Origin of the sequence: Ensifer sp. KUDG1 (genome assembly GCF_050434285.1) — a bacterium.
Taxonomy (GTDB): Bacteria; Pseudomonadota; Alphaproteobacteria; order Rhizobiales; family Rhizobiaceae; genus Ensifer.
This window is the reverse complement of record NZ_JBNDIG010000002.1, coordinates 186,556-200,144: the sequence shown is the minus strand read 5'-3', so window position 1 is coordinate 200,144 and position 13,589 is coordinate 186,556. Positions and strand designations below refer to the sequence as shown.

Here is a 13,589-nt window from a genome sequence, read left to right as displayed (position 1 = left end):
CACGTGTCGGGGCAATGACAGAATACCATCATTACGCAATTGTAATAAAAGCGAATTTGTTGGCGGGATGATGACGCACCGACGCATCATAGCTTTGTCCAGGAATTCACTAGACAATTACCATTTACAGCCGCCGACACTGCGCTATCCTGCAACCGCCGGCAGCGTCTTTCGGCCGGCTTTGCGCCTGTCTTCAGGCCTCTTGGGGGAGAGAAGTCGATGTGCGATGCCTGTGTCATGCAAACGGTGAAAGAGCGCATGCTCTCGCGCCGCAGCTTCTTCAAAGCAGCCGCGGTCGGGACCGCGGGCCTTGCCGCCGCAAGCGTGGGCGCGGCACCGCCGGCGTTGGCGCAGGGGCATTCAAGCGTCACCGACCTGACCCATGAATTGCACGAGGATTTCCCGACCTTCTTCGGCCAGCAGCAGTTCTTCCGCGAGGAGAAATTCAACTACGCCAAAGACAAGTTCAACATGTTCGAGCTCCGGGTGAACGAGCACACCGGCACCCATGTCGATGCGCCGCTGCACTTCTCGGCCGACGGTCTCTCCGTCGCCGAACTGCCCGTCGACAAGCTGGTGGTGCCGCTCGTGATCGTCGATATCAGAAAGAAAGCTGAGGCCGATGCCGATGCGCAGGTGACGCCCGACGATCTCAAGGCCTGGGTCTCAGCCAATGGCGAAATCCCCGAAAACGCCTGCGTCGCCATGCTGTCAGGCTGGAGCGCGCATATGGGCACGGACAAGTTCCGCAATGCCGATGGCGCCGGCAAGCTGCACTTCCCCGGCTTTCACGTCGAGGCCGCCAAATATCTGATCGAAGAGAGCAAGGCGGCCGGCATTGCCGTCGATACGCTCTCGCTCGACCACGGCCCCTCGCCCGATTTCGCCACCCATTATGCCTGGCTGCCGGAGGGCCGGTGGGGGCTGGAGGCCGCCGCCAATCTCGACAAGCTGCCGGTGAAGGGCGCAACGCTCGTCCTCGGCGCGCCGAAGCACCGCGGCGGCACCGGCGGCCCGGCCCGCGTCTTTGCGCTGGTCTAGGTCACGGACCTAAAGAGCACAACCAGGGTTTGGCTGAGGCGAGCTTAAAGGGAGCAAGGTGGTTTCCGTGTCCACGGCAACCACATGTTCCCGATCGTCGACCAACTCCGCACCGGCTGCGTCACCATGGATCACGGTGCGCCAACACGTCGCCGATCGAGGAAGGTCAACGGCGACGCCTGACGCGCCGAAGCACCCTAGCCGCCAACGACTTCACTGATCTGCACGATGGGCGCGATGTCCGTATAGTTGGCGACATCAGCGGAGATTTCGGCGCGGTGCGGACCTAACGCCTCCTGGAATGTCTCGAGGCTCGGCGCGTAGACGTGGCACGCCGCGACGAACTGTGGCGCGCTTCCAGGCTCGCGCCCCGCAAGGCCCTTGTCGATCTCGTAGCGCAGGCAGGCATCGCCGAGCCGGTCCTGGAGCAAGGGCATGTGCGTGGTGCGGTAGTAGTCGTGGTCGAACTTCGTGCCACCATCGGCCGGATAGTAGACGCTCATCTTGATCATGGTCGGGCTCCTGCCTGAACGCCGCTTCGAGCGTCCGAAGCTACTTCTAGGTCACCGACCTATAGAGCACAACCAGCTTTTGGCTGGAACACGTTTGACGAGAGAAAGGTTGTTTTCGGGCTTTTGCGGCCGCCGGGTCTTCATCGTCACGCAAAACGGCAACGCCTGTCAGGGCTCGAGCAAGGGCGTGCTGTTTACATCGGGCCCCTTCGGCTCGAACAATCAACCCTGCAACGAAATCCCCAATTGAACGCATCGGCCACGGCTCCTCAAACGCAACGCTGGCAATCGCTGCAACGTCGGCTATCGTCGTCGCATCAAGCCACCGGCCAGCCCGCGTGCCGCCACCAACGACAACAGCGAAGGAGCCCCATGAGCACCGTAACCCCGCCCTCAAATCCGGAAGCCGATCCGCGCGTCAAGGCCGTGTTCGACGACATCCGCGCCACCCGCAAGTCCGATTTCATCAACAATATGTGGCTGTGGCTCGCCTTCGATCCGGAGTTGCTGGAGCAGACCTGGCGCGACGTGAAGGCGGTGATGGCAACGCCGTCTGCGCTCGATCCGCTGGTCAAGGAGATGCTCTACATCGCCGTTTCCGTCACCAATGGCTGCGGTTACTGCGCCCACTCCCATACGGCTGCGGCAAAAGCCAAGGGCATGAGCGATGCCGAGCATGCGGACCTGCTCCGGGTGATCTCGCTTGCCGCCCGCACCAACCAGCTTGCGACCGCGCTGCAGGTGCCTGTCGATCCCGCTTTCGACAAGACGGCTGGGTGAAGCATGTCGCGCAAAAGTGTGAAGCGGTTTTGCGGCGACGACATGCGAGAAACGAAACAGGCCCAAGAATAAGCGGTCTCGAAATCGCCTGTCTTTCCACAGGCTTGGTGCGGCTGGCGCAGAAAACGGAATAAAAGAAGAACATCCTTTCTGGCCTTTCCCCACCGAATCACTACATTGAGCCGCATGATGAGTGGTTTCGACGACATTCCCTTCTTCGACGAGGAGCCGGCGCCGCGCAAGCAGCAGCCCGCCCCCGCAGGTGTTCCGGCAACTGGCGGCATTGCTGCGCGCGCCATGGCGGCGCGTGATCGTGCTCAGCCGCGCCCGGATTATCTCCAAGGCCTCAACCCGGAACAGGCCGAAGCCGTCGAGACGCTGGACGGACCCGTGCTGGTGCTCGCAGGTGCCGGCACCGGCAAGACCCGGGTCTTGACCACGCGCATCGCCCATATCCTGACGACCGGCCGCGCCTTCCCCTCGCAGATGCTCGCGGTGACCTTCACCAACAAGGCGGCGCGCGAGATGAAGGAGCGCATCGGCGTGCTCGTCGGCCATGCGGTCGAAGGCATGCCCTGGCTCGGCACCTTCCACTCGATCGGCGTCAAGCTTCTGCGCCGCCACGCCGAACTCGTCGGCCTGCGCTCCGATTTCACCATTCTCGACACCGACGACGTGGTGCGGTTGATCAAGCAGTTGATCCAGGCCGAAGGCATCGACGACAAGCGCTGGCCGGCCAAGCAGTTCGCCGGCATGATCGACGGCTGGAAGAACAAGGGCCTCGATCCCGCCCAGATCCCCGAGGGCGACGCCCGCGCCTTTGCCAACGGCAAGGGCCGCGAACTCTACGCCGCCTACCAGAACCGGCTCTTGACGCTGAACGCCTGCGACTTCGGCGACCTCTTGCTACACCCGATCCGCATCTTCCGCATGCACGCGGACGTGCTGAAGGACTATCACGACAAGTTCCGCTACATCCTCGTCGACGAGTACCAGGACACCAACACGGCCCAGTACATGTGGCTGCGCTTGCTTGCCCAGCGGCCGAAGGGCGTCCCGCAGAACGTCTGCTGTGTCGGCGACGACGACCAGTCGATCTATGGCTGGCGCGGCGCGGAAGTCGACAACATCCTGCGCTTCGAGAAGGATTTCCCGGGCGCCAAGGTGATCAAGCTCGAGCGCAACTATCGCTCGACCGAACATATCCTGGGTGCTGCCGGCCACCTGATCGCCCACAATGAAGGCCGCCTCGGCAAGACGCTTTTCACCGACCGAACCGACCCGGATGACGAGAAGGTGCAGGTGCACGCCGCCTGGGATTCGGAAGAGGAAGCCCGCGCCGTCGGCGAAGAAATCGAGCAGCTGCAGCGCAAGAGCCACAAGCTTAACGACATGGCGATCCTGGTGCGCGCTTCGTTCCAGATGCGCGAATTCGAAGACCGCTTCGTCACGCTTGGCCTCAACTACCGCGTCATCGGCGGGCCTCGTTTCTATGAGCGTCTCGAAATCCGCGATGCCATGGCCTATTTCCGCCTGGTCTGCCAACCGGCCGACGACTTGGCCTTCGAGCGCATCATCAACACGCCGAAGCGTGGCCTTGGCGACACCACCGTGCGCACGCTGCACGACTATGCCCGCGCCCGCGACATTCCGATGCTGGCGGCCGCTTCCGAGATTATCGAGACCGACGAGTTGAAGCCGAAGGCGCGGAAAGCCCTGTTCGACGTCGTCACCGACTTCCGCCGCTGGCAGAGCCTGCTCGAGACCACCGTGCATACCGAGCTTGCCGAGCAGATCCTCGACGAGAGCGGCTATACGGCCATGTGGCAGAACGACAAGACGGCGGAAGCACCGGGCCGGCTCGAAAACCTGAAGGAACTGATCCGCTCGATGGAAGCGTTTGAGTCGCTGCGCGGCTTCCTCGAACACGTCGCTCTGGTCATGGATGCCGAGCAGAACGAGAACCTCGACGCCGTCTCGATCATGACGCTGCATTCGGCCAAGGGCCTGGAGTTCGACACCGTGTTCCTGCCCGGCTGGGAGGAAGGCCTGTTTCCGCACCAGCGCGCGCTTGACGAAGGCGGCCGCTCCGGCCTTGAGGAAGAGCGCCGCCTTGCCTATGTCGGCATCACCCGCGCCAAGCACCGTTGCCACATCTGGTTTGTCTCCAACCGCCGCATCCACGGCCTCTGGCAGTCGACCATGCCGTCACGCTTCCTCGAGGAGCTGCCGCTTGCGCATGTGGACGTGGCCGAAAACGAGCAGTCCTATGGCGGCTATGGTCGCGGCGGCTACGGCCAGTCGCGCTTCGACAAGGCCGACCCCTTCCAAAACAACTATTCGACGCCCGGCTGGAAGCGCGCGCAGCAAAACCGCTCCGACGCCACCCGCGACAACTGGGGCACCCGCTCCGGCCACGCGGTCGAGCGCATCGGCTACGGCGAAAGCGGCCCACGCGGCCGCACCATCGACGGCGAACTGGTGGCGAAATCGACAGCCACCGAACCTTCACGCTTCTCGGTCGGCGACCGCGTCTTCCACATGAAGTTCGGCAACGGCAACATCGCCGCGATCGAGGGCAACAAGCTCACCATCGACTTCGACCGCGCCGGCCAGAAGCGGGTGCTGGACGGGTTCGTCGAGAAGGCGTGAGTGAGTTTCGCCTGTTAGGACAGGTTGACGAGAAGACGATCTGGAGTGCCGGATTCCGATCCGGCATCTCCCGTACCGTTAAAGTCAATAAATCCCGGCTCCGGTTGATGGGAGCTCTTGCACTCGTGCGAACCCGGGACCGCGCACGTAGGGCGACGTGAGGAACCGCAAGGACAGCTTTAGACCGCCTTCCGGTACACCAGGAACCCCGACTTCTCCGCAACCTTGTCGTAAAGCGTCATCGCCGTCTCATTGGTTTCGTGCGTCATCCAGTAGACGCGCGGAGCGCCGACGGCGCGCGCCGCCTCGTAGACACCCTCGATCAGCGCCCGGCCGACGCCCTTGCCGCGCGCTTGCGCGTTGGTGAAGAGGTCCTGCAGGTAGCAGTTCGGCTGGATCATCGTCGTGCTGCGGTGGAAGAGGTAGTGCGTAAGCCCGATCAGCCGCCCCTCGCTTTCCGCCACCAGCGCATGAACGGGCTCATAGGCGTCGAAGAAGCGCGACCAGGTCATCGCGGTGATGGCGGGGTCGAGCGCCGTTTCACCGGACCGGCCGTAAAAGGCGTTGTAGCCGTCCCAGAGCGGCAGCCACTGCTCGTAGTCGGTCCGGGCTATCGGGCGGATAAGGAGATTGTCGGTCATAGTCGGTCCTGTGATGGATTGAATGGAAGGCAGTGCAATCCTTAGCGTTTGGTCATCGCCGCGGTGATGGCCTGAACGTCGGTCATGATCGCGTCGCCCATGAAGACGATGTTCTCCATCGCCCGCTCACCGGCCTCGCGATGCCCTGCCCCGCAGGCGTCGCGCACGACGACGGGGACGAGGCCAAGGTCTGTCGCGTGGCGCACGGTCGGGTCGATGCCGATCTCGGTGGCGATGCCGCAGATGGCGAAGGAGGTGAGCCCGAGGTCGCGCAGGATCATGGCGAGCGGCGTGCCCTCGAAGGCGGAAAACGTGATCTTGTCGAGGATCGCCTCGTCGTCACGGGGTGCAAGCTCCGGCACCAGCTCGAAGCCGGGTGCGCCACGCAGGAACCAGGGGTGCACCGCGTCCGGATCGTCCGTCCGCTGCCAGGCCATCGCCTGGCGCATCTGGAAGGCGCCCATCAGCGGTTTCGGCATCGACAGATGCCTGAGGAAGATCACCGGAAACCCGGCGGCCCGCGCCGCGTCCAATACCTTCAGCACCTGCGAAAGGATCGCCGGGCCATTCTTGACCTGCTGGGTGATGCCCACCTGCATATCGTAGACGACGAGCGCCATCCGCTCCGGTCGGCAGAAATCCTCGAGCGTCCTTCCGATTTCCAGTTTCGCGGCCATGACATCTCCTCCGGTCGCCTCCTCCGGCGTCCCTCTCCCGGCAACATCGCGCGCCGGGAATGTGGCGCGAGAGAAGGAGGCTTGCAAGACGGTTTCGGCCGCCTCGCGCAACTATTCGGATGCCTGGCGGAAATCACGGCAACCGGAGCCCAGCTTGCCCGGAACAGGGATCAATCGCGCTCGTTGCGCAGCCGCGCCTTCTCCATCAGCGCCAGCACCTCTTCGTCCGCCGTCTGCTCGAAATTGCGGTAGTAGAGCCCGACAGCACGGAAGGCGAAGGGTGTGGCGAGACAGACGATATGATCGACCTCGCTGCGCAAATCCGCGAGCTCACTTTTCGGCGCCACCGGAACGGCAAGCATGATGCGTCCCGCCCCCATGCGCCGCAGCGCCTTGATCGCTGCGCGCACGGTGCCGCCGGTGGCGATACCGTCGTCGACGAGGATCACGTCTCGGTCTCGGGGCGACGTCGGCGCACGGTCGCCGAAATAGAGGGTGCGGCGGCGCAGGATCTCGGCGCGTTGGCGCTCGGTTTCTGCCTCCAGATAGCCTTTCGCCGGGCGGACCAGCCGGATCGCCCGGCGGTTGAGCACCAGTTCCGGCTGCTCGCCGTCGACCAGCGCGCCGAGACCGAATTCTTCATGCCCAGGCGCGCCGATCTTGCGCACGATCAGGATTTCCAGCGGCGCGGCGATATGGACGGCGATTTCATAGGCGACCGGCACGCCGCCGCGCGGCAGCGCCATCACGAGCGGATCGTCAAGGCGCTCGTCTTCGACCGCGCGCGCCAGCTGGCGCCCGGCATCCGCCCTGTCCTCGAAGAGCCACGTTGCCGTGAACATGTCGCCTCTCCCGGCTCGTTCTCCTGTTTCATCATCGGGCCTGAAAACAGGGGCGCAAATGCCCGGCCCGGGCGCAAATTACGCCACCTGAAGAGCATCAACCGGGCCTGTCCGCGCCGCCGCTCGCGCGCGCCTCATCGCCTGTCGGCGCGCCCTCTCCCAGTTGATCCGGCGCCGCTGTGAACAACCGCGCCAATCCCGGCCAATCGCTAAAATTGCAACGGATTTCGCCGGGTTTCGTTAAGGCGCCATCGCTACCAATTGGCGTCACATATCTGGCTGAGACGCAAGCCGCCTTTGTTGATTTTAGCACGACAGGCCGTTTCGAAATGAGCTTTCTCCCTGCCATATCGATCATCGCTCTTCTGGCGATGCTCCCTGTGCTGATTTCCCTGCGGGCCTCCATGGTCGAGGGAGGCACGGATTTCGCAGCCGCCTGCGCCATTGCAGCCGCGGCAACGCTGTTTCTGATGCTGTCCGAGATCCCGGCGCTACGGCCGCTGTCGCTGATCGGCATCGTCTTTCTCATCGGCGCCTGTCTTTTCGTGCTCTCGGGCTTTCACCGGGCGCTCGGTGTCCTCCGGCCGATGTCGACGCCGCTGGTCGCTGCCGCCTCGATTTCGGCCGTGGCGCTGCTGATTGCCGCCTTCGGCCCGCAGAGCGCGACATTGCACGCGCTGTCGGCCGTCGGCATTGCCGCCGCCTTCGTGCTGATCATCGCCGTCTGCTCGCAGCATCGGCGCGCAGCACCCGGGCCGATCGAGCGCCTCTGCGTCATCGGTTGCGCCGCCATCGGCTGTTCCGCCCTGATCGCGGTCACGATTTTCTCGCCGATTGCGCACGGCACCGCCGAAACCCCGCTGGCGTCGGCCAGCTGGGACTTCGCCTGCGTCGTGCTTCGATATTTCTACCTGCCTGTGCTGTTCCTCGGCGTGATCCTGATGATCCAGAACCGGGTGATCACCGACCTCAAGAGCGCCATTGCCCGCGACGAGCTGACGGGCGCCCTGTCGCGCCGTGCCTTGCTCGACCTCGGACAACGGGCGCTGGCAGTGGGTTTCGCGCGCCAGAGGCCCGTCACCTTCCTGCTGCTCGATCTCGATTATTTCAAGCAGATCAACGACCGCTACGGCCACGCGGTCGGCGACACGGCGCTCGGCCATTTCGCCGGCACCGTCGCCGCCTGTCTCGGCGGCCGCGGCACGCTTGGGCGCATCGGCGGCGAAGAGTTCGGCATCGTCCTGCCCAATCACTCGGAAGATGCCGCCTTTGCGGTGGCCGAGGAGATTGGCCGCACCGTGCGCGATACGCCGATCGGCCGCTTCGACCGCCCGATCCGGTTGACAGTGAGCATTGGCCTTGCCGAGGCCGAGCCCGGCGATACGATCAGCGACATCATGATCCGCGCCGACATGGCGCTCTACGACGCCAAAGCCGATGGCCGCGACCGCTGCACCATCGCCGGCCGCTTCCAGCCCGAGGCCAGCGCACGGGCGCTTGCCGCCGCCGCCGCGCAGATGCGGGCCGCCGAGACCCGAAACCTCGAGCCGCAGCTTCTTCGCGGCACCGCCTGAGCCGGCGGCGCCTTGTAAAGCGAACTGGCGAACCTATGTGAACCTCGCTGCCCGCGCGCACGTTTCTTAAGGGGCCTCCCGGTGAAAACACGCGCGAATTCATATCGATACGGCGCCCTTGCGTGAGACGCCAGGCGCTGCAGGAGGACATCCATGTCGCGTTCGCTTCGTGCGCTCTTTTTTGCCGGCCTTGCCATCGCCGCCGCCGCCCTGCCTGCCCGCGCCGAAACGGTGGGCGAAGTCGGGGTCGACTGGCTCGGCAACGACATCATGATCGATGCGGTCACCGACCCCAAGATCAAGGGCGTGACCTGCCATGTCACCTATTTCGACCGCAGCGTCATCGACCGGCTGAAGAACGGCAACTGGTTCGAGGATCCGTCCAACAATTCGATCGCCTGCCGGCAGACCGGCCCGATCGAAATCGGCGATATCGATCTTTCCAAGGAAGGCGAAGAAGTGTTTCGCGCCGGCTTGTCGCTCGTCTGGAAGAACCTGCTCGTCACGCGGATCTACGACCGCAAGAACGACACGCTGATCTATCTGGCGCATTCGCGCGAATTGACGGATGGCTCGGCGAAGATGTCGATCACCACCATTCCGCTCTACGGCCAGACGGTCAATTGGCAGAACGGCAAGCCGCAGTAGGAGCGGCCCCTGCCGCCGGGATCGGCGCGCAAGGCGATCGGTCAAGGTTGAAAGCGCCTGCCCCTTCGCAGGCGCTTCCGAAACCTCTTCGGTGCGGAACAGGGAGAAGTCTGGGAGCAACCCGTTCCGTTTTCGTGCATGCCTGAAGTGCCGTGCGTTCAAGCGAACGCACAAGGACTTCCTGGCACATTCATTTCACATCGTCTGTCCGCTTCAAGCGTTTTCACTGGAGCGGGATAGTCTAGTAGGCCGTCGGCGGAACGATGCCCTGGTAATAATCGCCATCGCCCCCCTGGTATTGGCCATAGGGATTGCGGTCGCGATAGACCGGGGTTGGTGCTGCAGTTCTGTTGATGCTGCCCGTCGACATCGTGTCAACCGAAGCGGTCGGCCGCTTCATCGGCGTCATCGTCTTGTGCGTGTTCATCGTCCCGGGAGGGTTGTTGACGTCGATGCCCGGATAGTAGCTATCGGCCAAAGCCGGTCCGGCGATGACCATCGTAACGGAGAGCACGGCGGCGAGTTTCCTGAGAGAGATTGTCATAGGTTCAACTCCTGTTTGCGAGACAGGCACCCGGCCTCCGTTCGGGCACCAGCAACAATCATAAGTTAGTACAAGTATCGTCGCCGGCCGCATGACGTTTTGTCACAATGGCATCCCCCAAGCGTGAAGTTCATTGCCGAAGTTTAACTTGACCGTATCGTCCCGGAACGGACGAAACCGGGCCGAAATCATGCCGAAACGCAACAAAGCCCCGGCGCCGACGCGCCGGGGCTTTCTCAAGCGGCAAACAAGCTTGTCTCAGGCGGCCTGGGCCAGCTCGTCGGCGATGACCGTGTCGAGGTTGAGGAAGCAGACCATGGTCTTTTCGAGCGCGACGATGCCGCGGCAGAAGGCGCGCTGCGCTTCCGGGATGATCTCCGGCGCCGGCTGCAAAGCTTCGCTCTTGATCGTCATCATGTCCGAGACCTGCTCGACGAGCAGACCGACAAGCTTGCCGGCGATATCGGTAACGATGATCGCCGAGCGCTCCGACGGCTCGGTCATCTTCATGCCGAGGCGGGCCGCCATGTCGATGACCGGGATCACCGCGCCGCGCAGGTTGATGAGACCGAGCACGTAGGGCGGCGTGTGCGGCATCGGCGTCACCGGCGCCCAGCCGCGGATTTCGCGGATCGCCATGATATCGATGCAGAATTCCTGGTCGCCGAGGTGAAACGACACGATTTCGAGATAGGCACCGGACTGCTTGATTGCGTTGCTCATGATCAGAATTCTTCCCAGTTCTCACCGGAGGCCGTCGTCGACGGCACCGAGCCCGGTTTGTTGCCGAATGCGCCCGCAAGCTTGCCCATCAGGGCCTTGGCGGGGGATGGAGTTGGAAACGAGGCCATTTTGGCCGCGCCGATCTTGCGCAGAGGCACCGCTTCGCTGGTGCCCTTGGCTGCCGGTCGCTGAACGGCTGAAACCGAAGGTGCTTTTGCCGGCACCGGCGCAGCGGTCCTTGCCGCCGGCGTCACGGGCGTCGGCGCCGCCGTCGGCATGGCGCGCTGCATCGTGTGCCCCTCGCGGAACTGGCCGACGAGGTCCGTCAGTCGCTCCGCGTCCTGCGCCAGTGTATGGCTGGAGGCGTTGGTCTGCTCGACCATCGCTGCGTTCTGCTGCGTCATCTGGTCGAGCTGGCCGACGGCCGTGCTGATCTCGTTGAGGCCGGTCGACTGTTCGCGCGCCGCCATCACGATCGAGGTCATCAATTCGTTGATGCGTGCGACATCGGTGCCAATCCGCCCAAGCGCCTCGCCGGTCGCCTGCACCAGCTTGACGCCTGAGCCGACCTCGGTGCCGGAGCGGCTGACGAGTGCCTTGATGTCCTTGGCAGCACCGGCTGCCCGCTGCGCCAGCTCGCGCACTTCCTGTGCCACGACCGCAAAGCCCTTGCCGGCCTCACCTGCGCGTGCCGCCTCGACGCCGGCATTCAGCGCCAGAAGGTTGGTCTGGAAGGCGATCTCGTCGATGACGTTGATGATCTTGCCGATTTCGTTCGAGGCCCCCTCGATGCGCGCCATGGCGGCGATCGCCTGGCCGACGATGCGGCCGGACTCCTCGGCATTGGTGCGGGTCTGGTCGACCATCTGGCTCGCCTCTTCGGCGCGCTGGGTCGCGGTGCGGACCGTGACGGTGATTTCGTCGAGTGCCGCCGAGGTCTGCTCCAGCGAGGCGGCCTGCCGCTCCGTGCGGCGCGCCAGGTCGTCGGCGGCCGCGCGCATCTGCCGGCCGTTGGATTCGATCGAAAGCGCATTGTCCTTGACGCTCGAAAGCACCACGCGCAGCCGCTCGACCGTCTGGTTGAAGTTCTGCCGCAGCTGGTCGAGATTGCCGTCGAACGGCCGGTCGATGGCAACCGCGAGATCGCCGTCGGCAAGCTGCGTCAGGGCGCGGCCGAGAGTGTCGATCGCCGCCTGGATGCGGCGTACCGCCTCCTCGCGCTCGTGCTGCTGCTGTTCGCGTTCCTTCTCGATTTCGCGCCGGCTGTGTGCGGCACTCTGTTCGAGCGATTGCTTCTCGATCGCCGACAGGCGGAAGAGGTCGACGGAGCGCGCCATCGCGCCGATTTCGTCGCCACGGTCGAGTGCTTCCAGCTTGGTCGAAAGTTCGCCTTTCTGGATCCGCTGCATGCCGTCGCGCAAGGACAGAATGCCCCGCCTAAGCGTGCTGCCATGGAACCAGAGCAGGTAAAGCAGCGTCGCCATGGCAAGGAGGCCAGAGGCGAGCTGAAGCTGGAACGCCTGGTCGGAGGTGGCGCGCGCCTCGGCAACGCGCGTCTGAACCAGCGTGGCTGCCGCCTCGGAGAGATTGGCGAGCGCCTGAGCCACCCGTTCGCCGGCGCCGTCGATCGCGTCGTCGATCTTGCCGAAGTCGTCGGCCGAAGCCTTGCCCTCGATCAGCGCCTTCAGGTCCGTGCCGATCGCCTGGCGCAGTTCGGCCACGTCGGCGTCAAAGGTCGAAAGCGCATCGCTTCGGCCGAGCAGACCGGCAAGCGCCTTGATATCGGTCGATTTCGTCTCGAGCAGCTTCAGGATCTCGGCGATGCTGGCGGCGCGCGCCGGCTGGATCGCGCCCTCCTCGCGGTCGATGATGCTGTCCATCGCATTGAGCACGAGATTGGTGGTCGCAAGCCGGACCTCGTCGACCGTGGTCAGCCCGTTCTGCGCGGCGAGCGCGCCTTGCAGGGCATCGTTGGCCTGGCGGCCCTCGTACCAGCCGACGCCGAGCACGGAGCCGAAACCGACGAAAGCGGCACCGGCAAGCGTTGCCAGCCGTTGGCTTACGGAAAGATTGCGCTTCAATGGGGAAGATGCGGCAGTCATAGACAGTCCATGCTCACGGACCCGGCGCGGGCCGGATCCTCCGTTAGGATCGATGCGGAAAACCGGGCTCGATCAAACCGGATGACCTCATGTCATGTCGGAGCACAACGCTCCCCCCGCGCTGGAAAAACACTGTCAAACAGACCTTAAACATTCGCTAAGGCGCCCCATAGATCCCCAGGGAAAACGCCTTATTTTCGAGTTTGCGCATATTTGCTGCAAGCGCCGGTTTTCCCGGCATTTAAGGGCACAATCCATCGGCGCGCCGGCCGCCGCTTTTCACCCCGGTCTGGTCGGGCCCGTGCAGAACCACGGCCCGTCGGCAAGCACGCCCGCTTCCCCTTGCCGCCCGAACTGTTATGATGACGCCATGAACACGAAGACCGAGCGCTCGATCCGCCTTCCTCTCGTCGCAACCCTTGCGGCCGCGATCGCCGTCGTGCTGCTGCTTGCCTTCCGCGGCTGGATGGAAAACGGCGCCGAGATGTTCCTGGCGCTCGCCCAGTCCGGCCTTTCCTGGTGTTTTTAGCGCGGCCACGCCTCTAAGTTTTACCCTTTACCCTAACCCTCTCCCGCTTGCGGGAAGAAGGGACGAGAGCGAGCGAAACGTCGCCGTGCCGTTCTTCTGCGGTGGGGGTTGGCGCACTGAGGCTCATTGTCGGAGCGGGAGGTGGCCGTGCGGTCCCTTCTCCCCGTCACGACGGAAGGTCGCGGCAGCGGGATGAGTGGCAGCCGCCCGACAAAATGCTCACCCCGCTGTCACAACCTGCGGCAATTGTCCCATTTGCGCGGGGTCCGTGAAGACGGTATCAAGGGCCGATCAACCGGACACGGCCGTCCTCGGCCCCAACAC

The 13,589-nt window shown here is 64.1% G+C and carries 13 protein-coding genes; 6 read left to right on the top strand and 7 right to left on the bottom strand.

The window, feature by feature from the left end; translation table 11 throughout:
- The first annotated feature begins 219 nt into the window (after positions 1 to 219).
- The gene (locus M2267_RS06355) at positions 220 to 1,041 is read left to right on the top strand and encodes a cyclase family protein (protein ID WP_429113301.1); all 822 of its coding nucleotides are present in this window, start codon (positions 220 to 222) and stop codon (positions 1,039 to 1,041) included.
- A gap of 197 nt (positions 1,042 to 1,238) precedes the next feature.
- On the opposite strand, the gene M2267_RS06350 is transcribed toward M2267_RS06355, so the two are convergent.
- Positions 1,239 to 1,553: an EthD family reductase gene (locus M2267_RS06350; RefSeq protein ID WP_043621455.1), complete on the bottom strand. Its 315-nt coding sequence runs from the start codon at positions 1,551 to 1,553 to the stop codon at positions 1,239 to 1,241.
- A gap of 372 nt (positions 1,554 to 1,925) precedes the next feature.
- Here M2267_RS06350 and M2267_RS06345 point away from each other — a divergent pair, with 372 nt between their 5' ends.
- Both M2267_RS06345 and M2267_RS06340 read left to right on the top strand, forming a co-directional pair.
- Positions 1,926 to 2,333: a carboxymuconolactone decarboxylase family protein gene (locus M2267_RS06345; protein ID WP_043621451.1), complete on the top strand. Its 408-nt coding sequence runs from the start codon at positions 1,926 to 1,928 to the stop codon at positions 2,331 to 2,333.
- Between the two features lie 186 nt (positions 2,334 to 2,519).
- A complete protein-coding gene (locus tag M2267_RS06340) occupies positions 2,520 to 4,985 on the top strand; it encodes an ATP-dependent helicase (protein ID WP_429113298.1) in 2,466 nt (821 codons plus the stop codon).
- A 179-nt stretch (positions 4,986 to 5,164) separates the two neighbouring features.
- Here the strand turns inward: M2267_RS06340 and M2267_RS06335 are convergent, their stop codons facing one another.
- From M2267_RS06335 to M2267_RS06325, 3 genes are all read right to left on the bottom strand, one after another.
- Positions 5,165 to 5,626: an N-acetyltransferase family protein gene (locus M2267_RS06335; RefSeq protein WP_429113297.1), complete on the bottom strand. Its 462-nt coding sequence runs from the start codon at positions 5,624 to 5,626 to the stop codon at positions 5,165 to 5,167.
- Positions 5,627 to 5,667: 41 nt separating this feature from the next.
- Positions 5,668 to 6,303: a cysteine hydrolase family protein gene (locus M2267_RS06330; protein ID WP_429113295.1), complete on the bottom strand. Its 636-nt coding sequence runs from the start codon at positions 6,301 to 6,303 to the stop codon at positions 5,668 to 5,670.
- Between the two features lie 170 nt (positions 6,304 to 6,473).
- The gene (locus M2267_RS06325; RefSeq protein ID WP_429113293.1) at positions 6,474 to 7,145 is read right to left on the bottom strand and encodes a phosphoribosyltransferase; all 672 of its coding nucleotides are present in this window, start codon (positions 7,143 to 7,145) and stop codon (positions 6,474 to 6,476) included.
- Positions 7,146 to 7,474: 329 nt separating this feature from the next.
- On the opposite strand from M2267_RS06325, the gene M2267_RS06320 reads away from it, so the two are divergent.
- Together M2267_RS06320 and M2267_RS06315 are read left to right on the top strand one after the other, a co-directional pair.
- Entirely contained in the window at positions 7,475 to 8,719 is a 1,245-nt protein-coding gene (locus M2267_RS06320) for a GGDEF domain-containing protein (protein WP_043621436.1), read from the top strand.
- Between the two features lie 153 nt (positions 8,720 to 8,872).
- On the top strand, positions 8,873 to 9,367 hold the full coding sequence (locus M2267_RS06315) for a CreA family protein (RefSeq protein WP_192446720.1): 495 nt from the start codon (positions 8,873 to 8,875) through the stop codon (positions 9,365 to 9,367).
- Between the two features lie 241 nt (positions 9,368 to 9,608).
- Here M2267_RS06315 and M2267_RS06310 read toward each other — a convergent pair whose 3' ends face one another.
- The 3 genes from M2267_RS06310 to M2267_RS06300 form a co-directional block, all read right to left on the bottom strand.
- Positions 9,609 to 9,911 carry a hypothetical protein gene (locus tag M2267_RS06310; protein WP_043621430.1) on the bottom strand — a complete coding sequence of 101 codons (303 nt, stop codon included), beginning with the start codon at positions 9,909 to 9,911 and terminating at the stop codon, positions 9,609 to 9,611.
- A gap of 258 nt (positions 9,912 to 10,169) precedes the next feature.
- The gene (locus tag M2267_RS06305) at positions 10,170 to 10,634 is read right to left on the bottom strand and encodes a chemotaxis protein CheW (RefSeq protein WP_034792537.1); all 465 of its coding nucleotides are present in this window, start codon (positions 10,632 to 10,634) and stop codon (positions 10,170 to 10,172) included.
- A gap of 2 nt (positions 10,635 to 10,636) precedes the next feature.
- Positions 10,637 to 12,736, bottom strand: a complete 2,100-nt coding sequence (locus M2267_RS06300; protein ID WP_429113289.1) for a methyl-accepting chemotaxis protein — start codon at positions 12,734 to 12,736, stop codon at positions 10,637 to 10,639.
- Between the two features lie 370 nt (positions 12,737 to 13,106).
- On the opposite strand from M2267_RS06300, the gene M2267_RS06295 reads away from it, so the two are divergent.
- Positions 13,107 to 13,265, top strand: a complete 159-nt coding sequence (locus M2267_RS06295) for a hypothetical protein (protein WP_034792531.1) — start codon at positions 13,107 to 13,109, stop codon at positions 13,263 to 13,265.
- The last annotated feature ends 324 nt before the right edge of the window (positions 13,266 to 13,589 follow it).

Coding starts and splice junctions, on each gene's coding strand:
- M2267_RS06355 (WP_429113301.1), top strand. CDS start 220: ATGTGCGATGCCTGTGTCATGCAAACGGTGAAAGAGCGCATGCTCTCG.
- M2267_RS06350 (WP_043621455.1), bottom strand. CDS start 1,553: ATGATCAAGATGAGCGTCTACTATCCGGCCGATGGTGGCACGAAGTTC.
- M2267_RS06345 (WP_043621451.1), top strand. CDS start 1,926: ATGAGCACCGTAACCCCGCCCTCAAATCCGGAAGCCGATCCGCGCGTC.
- M2267_RS06340 (WP_429113298.1), top strand. CDS start 2,520: ATGATGAGTGGTTTCGACGACATTCCCTTCTTCGACGAGGAGCCGGCG.
- M2267_RS06335 (WP_429113297.1), bottom strand. CDS start 5,626: ATGACCGACAATCTCCTTATCCGCCCGATAGCCCGGACCGACTACGAG.
- M2267_RS06330 (WP_429113295.1), bottom strand. CDS start 6,303: ATGGCCGCGAAACTGGAAATCGGAAGGACGCTCGAGGATTTCTGCCGA.
- M2267_RS06325 (WP_429113293.1), bottom strand. CDS start 7,145: ATGTTCACGGCAACGTGGCTCTTCGAGGACAGGGCGGATGCCGGGCGC.
- M2267_RS06320 (WP_043621436.1), top strand. CDS start 7,475: ATGAGCTTTCTCCCTGCCATATCGATCATCGCTCTTCTGGCGATGCTC.
- M2267_RS06315 (WP_192446720.1), top strand. CDS start 8,873: ATGTCGCGTTCGCTTCGTGCGCTCTTTTTTGCCGGCCTTGCCATCGCC.
- M2267_RS06310 (WP_043621430.1), bottom strand. CDS start 9,911: ATGACAATCTCTCTCAGGAAACTCGCCGCCGTGCTCTCCGTTACGATG.
- M2267_RS06305 (WP_034792537.1), bottom strand. CDS start 10,634: ATGAGCAACGCAATCAAGCAGTCCGGTGCCTATCTCGAAATCGTGTCG.
- M2267_RS06300 (WP_429113289.1), bottom strand. CDS start 12,736: ATGACTGCCGCATCTTCCCCATTGAAGCGCAATCTTTCCGTAAGCCAA.
- M2267_RS06295 (WP_034792531.1), top strand. CDS start 13,107: ATGAACACGAAGACCGAGCGCTCGATCCGCCTTCCTCTCGTCGCAACC.